Annotated in this window: 9 protein-coding genes; 3 read left to right on the top strand and 6 right to left on the bottom strand. The window is 73.2% G+C overall.

The features are described from left to right. Entirely contained in the window at positions 1-159 is a 159-nt protein-coding gene (locus tag IE332_RS42455; RefSeq protein ID WP_373313851.1) for a DUF6059 family protein, read from the top strand. Positions 160-234: 75 nt separating this feature from the next. Here IE332_RS42455 and IE332_RS26720 read toward each other — a convergent pair whose 3' ends face one another. From IE332_RS26720 to IE332_RS26700, 5 genes are all read right to left on the bottom strand, one after another. Next, complete coding sequence (locus IE332_RS26720; protein WP_189921130.1) at positions 235-1,191, bottom strand: SDR family NAD(P)-dependent oxidoreductase; 957 nt, start codon at positions 1,189-1,191, stop codon at positions 235-237. Then, positions 1,191-1,991, bottom strand: a complete 801-nt coding sequence (locus IE332_RS26715) for an AfsR/SARP family transcriptional regulator (protein ID WP_268256617.1) — start codon at positions 1,989-1,991, stop codon at positions 1,191-1,193. The genes IE332_RS26720 and IE332_RS26715 overlap by 1 nt, the downstream gene beginning before the upstream one ends. Before the next feature lie 275 nt (positions 1,992-2,266). Continuing rightward, positions 2,267-3,955, bottom strand: coding sequence for an MDR family MFS transporter (locus IE332_RS26710; RefSeq protein ID WP_189921126.1), 1,689 nt, complete (start codon positions 3,953-3,955; stop codon positions 2,267-2,269). Between the two features lie 124 nt (positions 3,956-4,079). Continuing rightward, a complete protein-coding gene (locus tag IE332_RS26705; protein WP_189921123.1) occupies positions 4,080-4,673 on the bottom strand; it encodes a TetR/AcrR family transcriptional regulator in 594 nt (197 codons plus the stop codon). A gap of 130 nt (positions 4,674-4,803) precedes the next feature. Next, entirely contained in the window at positions 4,804-5,406 is a 603-nt protein-coding gene (locus IE332_RS26700; RefSeq protein WP_189921121.1) for a flavin reductase family protein, read from the bottom strand. 266 nt (positions 5,407-5,672) lie between these two features. On the opposite strand from IE332_RS26700, the gene IE332_RS26695 reads away from it, so the two are divergent. Beyond that, complete coding sequence (locus tag IE332_RS26695; protein ID WP_189921119.1) at positions 5,673-6,437, top strand: SDR family NAD(P)-dependent oxidoreductase; 765 nt, start codon at positions 5,673-5,675, stop codon at positions 6,435-6,437. A 111-nt stretch (positions 6,438-6,548) separates the two neighbouring features. Here the strand turns inward: IE332_RS26695 and IE332_RS26690 are convergent, their stop codons facing one another. Next, a complete protein-coding gene (locus IE332_RS26690; protein ID WP_189921117.1) occupies positions 6,549-7,283 on the bottom strand; it encodes an SDR family oxidoreductase in 735 nt (244 codons plus the stop codon). Positions 7,284-7,630: 347 nt separating this feature from the next. On the opposite strand from IE332_RS26690, the gene IE332_RS26685 reads away from it, so the two are divergent. After that, positions 7,631-9,256, top strand: coding sequence for an FAD-dependent monooxygenase (locus tag IE332_RS26685; RefSeq protein ID WP_189921115.1), 1,626 nt, complete (start codon positions 7,631-7,633; stop codon positions 9,254-9,256). The last annotated feature ends 75 nt before the right edge of the window (positions 9,257-9,331 follow it).

Here is a 9,331-nt window from a genome sequence, read left to right as displayed (position 1 = left end):
GTGCCGGAGCCGCGGCGGCTGCGCGGGCCCGCGCCGGGGCACCCCGAGCGGCTCTGCCCGGAGGTGCCCCTGAGCGCGGTGGAGTCGCGGTTGAGCCGGGAGCTCGCCCGGCTCCCGGAGCCGCCCGGTCGGGGTGAGGGCCGGCGGTCGGCTGGTTGAGCGGGTCACCCGGGGTGGCCGGTCCGCGGTGACCGGGCCCGTGTGGTGGGCCGGGGGTGGCCGGCCCGGGGTCGGTCAGCCCACGCCCACCAGCGCGGCGGAGACGTCCCAGAGGCGTGCGGCGCGTTCCGGGTCGAGCGCCTCCGGCAGGTAGCCGCGGGGCGGGCCCTGGCCGTCCCACGGTTCGGCGAGCGCGCAGTCCTCGAGGTAGGCCCCGCCGGTCCCGGCCAGTTCTGGGGCGACCGCCGCCCACACCGGGGTGGCCGCGCCCTGGGCGGCCGTGCGCAGCCGCGGGTTGGGCGTGCCGTCGGGCCCGACCAGGCCCACCGCCAGCTTGGTCTCGGCACTGAGGTGGCGCTGGAGGCCGGTGAGGGCGGCGCCGGGGCTGACGGTGTTGGCGAGCACGCCGTCCGCCCGGTGCCGGCCGGTGAGGGCGACGGCGAACAGGGCGTTGGCGGTCTTGGACTGGGCGTAGGCGAGGTACGGGTCGTACGGGCGGTGCTCGAAGTGCGGGTCGTCGAGGTCGAGTCCGCCCAGGTGGTGCGAGCTGGAGCCGACCACGACGACCCGGGCGTGCCCGGCCGAGCGCAGGGCGGGCAACAGCCGGACGGTGAGGGCGAAGTGGCCGAGGTGGTTGACGCCGAGGTGGGTCTCGAAGCCGTCGGCGGTGCGGCCGGGGGGCAGCCCCATGACGCCGGCGTTGGCGATCAACAGGTGGACGGGGTCGCGCTGTTCGAGCAGGGCGTCGGCGAACTCGCGGACCGAGCGCAGGGAGCCGAGGTCCAGGGCGGCGACGGTGACGGCCTGGTTCCCGGTGCTCTTGCGCAGGTCGGCCGCGGCGGCCCCGGCGGCCCCGGCGGCGCGGGGGTCGCGGGCGCCGATGACCACCCGGGCGCCGGCCAGGGCGAGCGCGCGGACGGTCTCCAGGCCGATGCCCGAGGCGCCGCCGGTGACGACGGCGGTGCGCCCGGTCAGGTCGTGCCCGGCGACGACGTCCAGCGCGGTCGGCGCGGGCGGGGTGAGGATCGTCATCAGCCTCTCCTCGCCCCGGAGACGGCGGGCACCCGCTGGACCGCCGGCCCGTCCACCCGCAGCACCTGCTGGTGGACGCGCTGGAGTTCCGCGGACGGGTCGAGCCCGAGCTCCTCGCCGAGCAGGCGCCGCACCCGCTGGTAGGCGTGCAGGGCGTCGCCGCGCCGGCCCGAGCGGTTCAGCGCGAGGATCAGTTGGGTGTGGAACCACTCGTTGAAGGGGTAGGCGGACACCAGGGTCTGGAGCTCGGCGACGAGCTCGCGGTGGCGTCCGAGTTCCATGTCGGTGCGGACCCTGGCCTCCAGGGCGCTGATCCGCCGTTCTTCCAGGTGGGTGGCGTAACTGGCCAGCACCGGACCGCAGGTGACGTTGGACAGGGCCGGGCCGCGCCACATCGCCAGGGCGTCCTCGAGGAGTCCGGCGGCCCGCAGGGGTTCGCCGTCCTCGGTGAGCAGCCGGGCCTCCTCGACCAGCCGGTCGAACCGGGGGGCGTCGAGCTGGCGTTCGTCGATCCGCAGCACGTAGCCGGGCAGGACGGTGGAGATCATGTGTCCGGCCGCCTCCTCGCCGACCTCGGCGGCGAAGGCCTTGCGGAGCTGGTAGATGTACGTCTGCGCGGTGGTGACCGCGCTCCTCGGCGGGCGGTCGTCCCAGAGCTCGGTGATGATCGAGTCGAGGCTCACCACCTGGTTGACCCTGAGGAGCAGCAGGGCCAGCAACTGTCGGGTCTTCGGAGGACTCGGGGTCCGCGAACAACCCAGGTGGTTTACCTCCAGTGGTCCCAGTACCTTGAAATCCATGGGAAGCTCCTCGCCGGTCGGCTGAATCCTCATGAACGCGGGTGGCCGGCCCCTTGTGGCGGCCGGCCTGTGATCAGGACCCTAGAAGCGTTGTCCGGGATCGCTCAAGGCGATTGCCCCCAATGGAGCGCCGGACACCCACCTTCGGGGTATCCGGCGATGTCACTGAAGAGAGATGGCGCGCGGCGCGGTCGCTGTGCGGTCGCCCGTACGGGGGTGACGGGCGGGGCACCGTGCGACCGCGCCGCGGCCGGCTTGCTGGAGTTGACGGTGCGTCAGGAGTGACGCTGCGTCAATCCTCCTTCCCTGCCGCCGGGTTGGGCCGGGAACTCGGCCGTTCCGATCGGATGGACGGTCGCGGCGCCGTGGCCGTCGCCGGGAGCGCCGGGCCCGCTCTCGCCGTCCTCCTCGTCCTCGTCGAGGTCCAGGTGGGCGAACTCGCCCAGCGGGACGCTCTGGTCGAGGTGGACGTTCTTGAGGAAGGCGGAGAGGATCAGCACGCCGATCATGACCGGGGTGAGCCAGAAGAAGACGTCGGTCAGGGCGTCGCTGAAGGCCAGTCGCAGGCCGTCCCGGACCGCCGCGGGGAGGGCGTTGACCACCGTCGGCGACACCGAGCCGTCCGACGGAACGGCCGCGACCTGGGCGGGCGTCAGGTGCTTGGCGAGACCGTGCTCGTACTGGTGGGCGAAGAGGGCGCCGAGCGCGGCGAGGCCGATCGAGCCGCCGATGCGCTGGGAGAACGCCGCGGTCGCGGTGCCGACGCCGAGGTCCCGGCGTTCGACGGTGACCTGCACGGCGATCACCAGGGGCTGCATCATCAGGCCGAGGCCGGCGCCGAGGATGGTGACGTAGACGGCGAGCAGCCACCAGCCGGTGTGCTCGTTCATCGTGGAGAGCAGGAACATGGTGAGCGCGCCGATCACGGCACCCAGCATGGGGGACCACTTGTAGCGCTCGGTCTTGGTGATCATGTTGCCGCCGATCACGGACGAGAACATCAGGCCGACCATCAGCGGCAGGGTCAGCAAGCCGGTGTTGGTCGCGGTGATGCCCGTGACCAGCTGGAGGAACATCGGGATGAAGGTGGCCAGGCCGTTGACCGCGGTGAAGACCAGCATGCTGGCCAGGCAGGCGAACACCACCGTGCGGACGGTGAACAGCCGTAGCGGGATCAACGGGTCGGGGGCGTACCGTTCGGCGACGACGAAGGCGGCGATGCAGACCGCCATGCCGGCGAACAGTCCGAGGATGGTGGTCGAGGACCAGGCGTACTTGGTGCCGCCCCACGAGGTGGCGAGCACCAGGCAGGTCAGCGCGCCGGCCAGGGTGACGAACCCGGGGTAGTCGATCTTCCCGCCGCGGTGGCGCACCGGCAGCTTGAGCGCGGTACTGGCCACGACCAGCGCGACCAGGCCGAGCGGCAGGTTGATGTAGAAGACCCAGCGCCAGGTGGTGTGGTCGACGAAGTACCCGCCGATCAGCGGCCCGGCCACCGAGGACAGGCCGAGCACGGCGCCGTACAGGCCCATGTACTTGCCGCGTTCACGGGTGGGCACGATGTCGGCGATGATCGTCAGGGTCAGCACCATGAGGCCGCCGGCGCCCACGCCCTGGATCGCCCGGAAGGCGATGAGCTGGAAGATCGACTGGGCGGCGCCCGCCAGGGCCGAACCGGTGAGGAAGGCGACCAGGGCGAACAGGTAGAGCTTGCGCCGTCCGTAGAGGTCGGCGAGCTTCCCGTACATGGGCGTGGAGATGCCCGACGCGAGGATGTAGGCGGTGAACAGCCACGAGGTGTACTTGAGGCCGTGCAGATCCCCGACGATCGCGGGCAGCGCGGTGGCGACCACGGTCTGGTCCAGCGCTCCGAGGGACATGGACAGTAACAGGGCCGTCATGACGACGACCAGTTGGCGGCGGCTCAGGGGACTCCGGGCGGCGTCGCCAGCTGTTGGTGGCACGGGTGGCTCCTTGGTGCGGCTGGTCACGGGTACGTGAGGTCTGGATGGTGCCGACAAGCGGTTGGGAGCGGTGCTGTGGTGCTGGGGTGGTGCTGGTCTCGCGGGTCGATCGGGTGCGGCGGTCTCAGAGGCCGATCTCGAGCAGGTCGAAGGCCTCGTCGATGAGGTTGGCCGTGGTCCGGCCGTCCTGGTTGATCCAGGAGAAGCGGACCGCCCACTGGATCACCGAGAACGCCGAGGTGACCACGACGCTCGGGTAGCTGTCCTTCATCGGGTCGGCGCCGACCCGCTCGGCGACCGCGAGGATGAGACTCCGGAACATCTCCTCCTCGCCGCCCGAGCCGCGCTTGGCCAGGAGTTCGGGGTGCCGGCGCCACAGTTCGCGCCAGAGCTCGGACTCCTCGCGGGCCGGGACGAACGAGTCGGCGATCTCCTGGGCCACCACGCGCATCGACCGGAACACCGGCTCGTCGGCGGGGCGGGCCTCGAAGAGGGCCGTCAGGGACTCGGACGACCAGGACGGTCGCATCTGGAGGGCTTCGTCCTTGGTGGAGAAGTAGTTGAAGAAGGTCCGGGGGCTGATGTCGGCGGCCTCGCTGATGGCTTCGACGGTCATCGCGTCGAGGCCCTTGTCGAGGACCAGCCGGACGGCCGTGAGGGTGATCGCGTGTCTCTTGGCCGCCTTCTGTCGTTCTCTGCGTTGGTCCGATGCGCTCATCACGACTGCACTCTATGCAATCTTGGCGCAGACTGCAATAACTGCAGAGGTTGCATACTCATCGGATAATGCAAAAATTGCACGATGTGCAAAGTTTGAGAGTTTCGGCGACTGCTCCAGCAGGCGCGGGTCAGCCTTCCGCGGCGAGGGTGATCGCGGCCGACGCCTCGTCCGGCTGGGCGGGCCACGTCCCGTACTGGCTGCGCCAGTACATGAGCGGCGTGGAGAGCCCCTGGTGGGCGGTGCCGTCCACGACCGCGCCCACCAGCACCGTGTGGTCGCCCGCCCGGACGGCGCCGGCCAGCCGGCAGTCCGCGTGCGCGATCGCGTGCCGTTCGATCCACGGCAGGCCGGTCGCGGGGCTGGGCCGCCACGGCGTCGCCCCGAAGCGGTCGCCGCTGCGGGAGGCGAACAGGTTGGAGACCCCCTCGCCGCGCTCGCGCAGCACGTTCACCACGAAGCCGCCGCGCGCCAGGATCGCCGTCAGCACGGTGCTGCGGTTGTCCAGGCAGGCCAGCAGCAGCGGCGGACGGGCCGAGACGCTGCACACCGCGCTGCAGGTCAGCCCCTTCGGCCGGCCCTCCTCGTCGAGCGTGGTGATGACGCTGACCCCGGTGGGCAGCGTGGCCATGATCGACCGGAACACGCTGTCCTCCACGTGCGCTCCGCTGTCGTCGTAGTCGATCCGCAGCACCCGCTCGTCGGTGTGCGCGCTCCCGGTGTCGGTGTTCATGCTTCCTCCCAGTCCTCGGGTACGTCCCCGCGGTCGGCCGGGGTGGCCGTGCGGTTGGCGGCGAGGCTGGCAGAGCCGTTTCGACCCGGGTTCGAATTCCGGACAACACGCTTGCCCGGGAGGCGGGTTGACGTCGGCTCCGGGAGCCAGGGCCGGGCCTCGAACCGCCCTCCAGGCGGGCCGGGCAGGCTCGCGCCGGGACCGGCGGACGCTCCGCCGGGCCCCCGGAGGCCGGCCCACCGGACACCGGGCCGCAAGGAGGCAGCGTGGAACTCGCAGTCGCGGACCGGGTGGTCCTGGTCACCGGTGCGACCGGAGGGATCGGGCGGGAGATCGCCAGGGCCTTCGCCGCCGAGGACGCCCGGGTCCTGGTCGGCTACCACAGCAAGGAGCGCGAGGCCGTCGAACTGGCCGAGGAACTGGGCGCGGCCAAGGGCCGGGCCCGGGCCGTGCGCTACGCGCTGACCGAACCCGAGCGCACCCTCGACGAACTCGCCGCCGCCGGTGACGGCTGGGCGGACATCGACGTCCTGGTCACCAGCGCCGTACGGATGATGGCCACCCGCCGGGCGCCGGGGGTGCGCTTCGAGGACGTCCCGGTCGAGGACTGGGAACCGGTGGTGCAGCAGAACCTCGCGCCGACGGTGCGGCTGGCCCAGCTGGTCGTGCCCGGCATGCGGCGACGCGGCTGGGGCCGGATCGCCCTGCTCTCCTCGCACGTGGCGGTCGACGGCCACCGGGGCCAGGAGTTCTACGGCGCGGCCAAGTCCGGACTGCACGGCTTCGCCCGCAGTCTGGCCTGGGACACCGGGGCGGACGGCATCCTGGTCAACGTGGTCTGCCCCGGGCTCACCCTGACCGAGCGGGCCCTGACCGGGCTGCCGGCCGCAGTGCGGGAGCAGGAGAGCGCCCGTACCGCGAGCGGCCGGCTCAGCGCGCCCGCCGACGTCGCCAACGCCGTGCTGTTCGTCTGCTCGGGGGCCAACGGCAACATCACCGGGGAGGTGCTGACCGTCGCGGGCGGGCGCTGAACGCGCTGGACGTACGGGATCCGCTGAGCGCGCGGAACGTGCGGAAGGGGCGGCCGGGGTGTCCCGGCCGCCCCTGATCCGTGCCCGATCCGTGCCCGATCCGCCGCCGGGTCAGCCCAGTTGCTCCCGGGTGGAGAGCACCGCCAGCTCGGTCACATGCACCCCGGACGGGGCGTGCAGCACGTGCAGCACCTGCTCCGCCACCTCCGCCGGGTCCAGCCCGACGGCCTCCTGCACCTTGGCCAGCACCCCGCGCAGCGCCTCGTCCCTGATTCGGGCGGCGCCCCCGGTGTGCACCGCGCCGGGTGACACCAGGGTGACCCGTACGCCGTCCCCGGCGAGCTCCAGCCGCAGGCCGCCGCTGAGCGCCACCAGCGCGTGCTTGGTGGCCGCGTACACGCCCTGGATCGCGTGGGACACCGAACGCCCGGCCGTGGAGCCGATGTTGACGATCTGCGGGTGCTCCCCGGCGAGCAGGGCCGGGATCGCCGCCCGGCTGACCGTCAGCACCCCGAGCACGTTCAGGTCGAGCATCGCCCGCCAGTCCGCGGGATCGCCGTCCCGCACCAGGCCCAGCGGGAACACCCCGGCGTTGTTGACCAGGACGTCCAGCCCGCCCAGCTCCTCGCAGGCCCGTCGCACGGCGGCCCCGGCCGCGGCCTCGTCGGCCAGGTCCACGCCCACCGCCGGCGCGCCGAGTTCGGCCGCGAGGCCGTCCAGCTCCGCCGACGGACGGGCCAGCAGGGCGACCCGGCCGCCGTCCGCGGCCACCGCCCGGGCGATCGCCGCCCCGATGCCCCGCGAGGCCCCCGTCACCAGTACCCGTCGCCCGCTCGATCGCGTCATCCTCGGTTCCTCTCCGATTCGCCCGGTTCAGCCGGTTCAGCCGGTGGGGTCTTCCCCGTTGCCCGGCCGATCAGCAGTACCGGGCGTGGCTGGAGAACCGTTGGAAGGCCGTCCGGCGTTCCCAACTCGGCCGCACGGTAAGCCTGTCAGGGGCGGGGTGCGGACCGGTAGGGTCGGTCGGCCGAACTTCCGGGCGTCGGGGGAGCGCAGCCGTTCTCCAGTCGCGCAGCCGTTCTCCAGCACCGTTCGAGGCGGACCGGCCAGGGTGTGGGCGCGGGCGCGGGCGGCACCGACCTCCGCGCCCAGCCATCTGCACGTTCAGGTACACGCTCGGACGAGGGAGAGTCATGGACGACGAAGAAGTGTCGGTACTCGTGGTCGGCGGCGGCCTCGTCGGGCTGTCGGCGGCCGCCTTCCTGCGCGGCCACGGCATCACCACGACGGTGGTCGAACGGCATCCGGGCACCTCGGTGCTGCCCCGCGGCCGGGTGATGAACTCCCGCTCGATGGAGATCTACCGGTCCTCCGGCCTGGAGCCGGTGATCCGGGCGGCGCCGCCCTCGGTGTTCGACCGGTACCCGGAGCTGGCCCGGGTGGAGACGCTGGCCGGGCCGGAGATCTACCGGGTGCGGCGCGAGGCGCCCGGCTCGGTGGCGCACCTCAGCCCCTGCGAACCCGCCTTCGTGGACCAGCAGGTGCTGGAACCGCTGGTCCTCGACCACGCCCGCAAGCTCGGCGCCGACGTCCGCTTCGCCACCCGGATGGTGGAGTTCGAGCAGGACGCGGACGGCGTCACGGCGCTGGTCGAGTCCGCCGGCACCGGCGAGCGCCGGCGGATCCGCGCCCGCTACCTGATCGGCGCGGACGGGCACCGCTCCCCGGTCCGGCAGGCCCTGGGCATCACCACCCACGGGCCCGGGGTGCTCCACCACGTCGCCAACATCGTCTTCGAGGCCGACCTCACCGCGCTGCTGCGCGGCCGGCTGATCTCGGTCTGCTACATCGACAAGCCCGAGGCCGGCACCCTGCTGGCCATGTTCGAACGCCAGGACCGCTGGCTGCTGATGGTGCCGTACCACCCCGAACGCGGCGAGCACCTGGACGACTTCACCCCCGAGCGCTGCCTGGAGCTGGTCCGCACCGCCACCGGGGACCCGGCGCTCGACGCGGAGATCGTCCCGACGCTGGCCGACGCGGCCCGGCCGGTGCAGGGCTGGGAACTCGCCGCCCGGGTGGCCGACCGGTTCCGCGACGGGCGGGTCTTCCTCGCCGGGGACGCCGCCCACGTGGTCTCGCCGGCCGGCGGCTTCGGCGCCAACACCGGCGTCCAGGACGCCCACAACCTGGCCTGGAAGCTCGCCGCCGTCCTGAACGGCTGGGCCGGCCCCGAACTGCTCGACTCCTACGAGGCGGAACGGCAGCCCGTCGCCGAGACCACCAGCGCCTTCTCCGCCGCCAAGCAGCACGAGCGCAGCCGCTCCGACGGCGAGGGCGGCGGCGTCTCACCGCTCGCCCTGACCTTCGGTTACCACTACCGCTCGGCCGCGGTGATGGGCGGGGCACCGGCCGGGACCGAACCCTGCGAACCCGCCGACCTGGCCGGACTCGCCGGGACCCGGGCACCGCACGTCCGGCTGACCCGCGAAGGCGCGCCCGTCTCCACGCTGGACCTCTTCGGCGACCGCTTCGTCCTGCTCACCGGCCGCGACGGCACCCCCTGGGCCGAGGCGGGCGGCCGCGCCGCCGCCCGGCTCGGGACGCCGTTCGCCGCCCACCGGATCGGCACCGACCTCGCGGACCCGGACGGCGAGTGGGGCGCCCGCTACCAGCTCGGCCACACCGGGGCCGCCCTGGTGCGGCCGGACGGCTTCGTGGCCTGGCGCTCGGTGGACCACGGCGGCCGGTGCGGCGCCGCGCTGGAGGGCGAACTGGCGCACGTGCTGGGCCGGTTGGTGGCCCGTACGGCCTCCTGACCGGCGTCCTGACCGGCGCCCTCGCGGCGCTCGCGGACATGACGGAGGCGGCCGGCCCGGGAGAGCTCCCGGGCC

Source organism: Kitasatospora xanthocidica, from assembly GCF_014656195.1.
GTDB lineage: Bacteria > Actinomycetota > Actinomycetes > Streptomycetales > Streptomycetaceae > Kitasatospora > Kitasatospora xanthocidica.
The sequence above is the reverse complement of the archived record's forward strand: the minus strand, read 5'-3'. Positions and strand labels throughout refer to the sequence as shown.

Excerpts from the sequence above, each read along its gene's own strand:
- IE332_RS26700 (WP_189921121.1), bottom strand. The coding sequence starts at position 5,406 with ATGAACACCGACACCGGGAGCGCGCACACCGACGAGCGGGTGCTGCGG.
- IE332_RS26685 (WP_189921115.1), top strand. The coding sequence starts at position 7,631 with ATGGACGACGAAGAAGTGTCGGTACTCGTGGTCGGCGGCGGCCTCGTC.
- IE332_RS26720 (WP_189921130.1), bottom strand. The coding sequence starts at position 1,191 with ATGACGATCCTCACCCCGCCCGCGCCGACCGCGCTGGACGTCGTCGCC.
- IE332_RS26690 (WP_189921117.1), bottom strand. The coding sequence starts at position 7,283 with ATGACGCGATCGAGCGGGCGACGGGTACTGGTGACGGGGGCCTCGCGG.
- IE332_RS26715 (WP_268256617.1), bottom strand. The coding sequence starts at position 1,991 with ATGGATTTCAAGGTACTGGGACCACTGGAGGTAAACCACCTGGGTTGT.
- IE332_RS26705 (WP_189921123.1), bottom strand. The coding sequence starts at position 4,673 with ATGAGCGCATCGGACCAACGCAGAGAACGACAGAAGGCGGCCAAGAGA.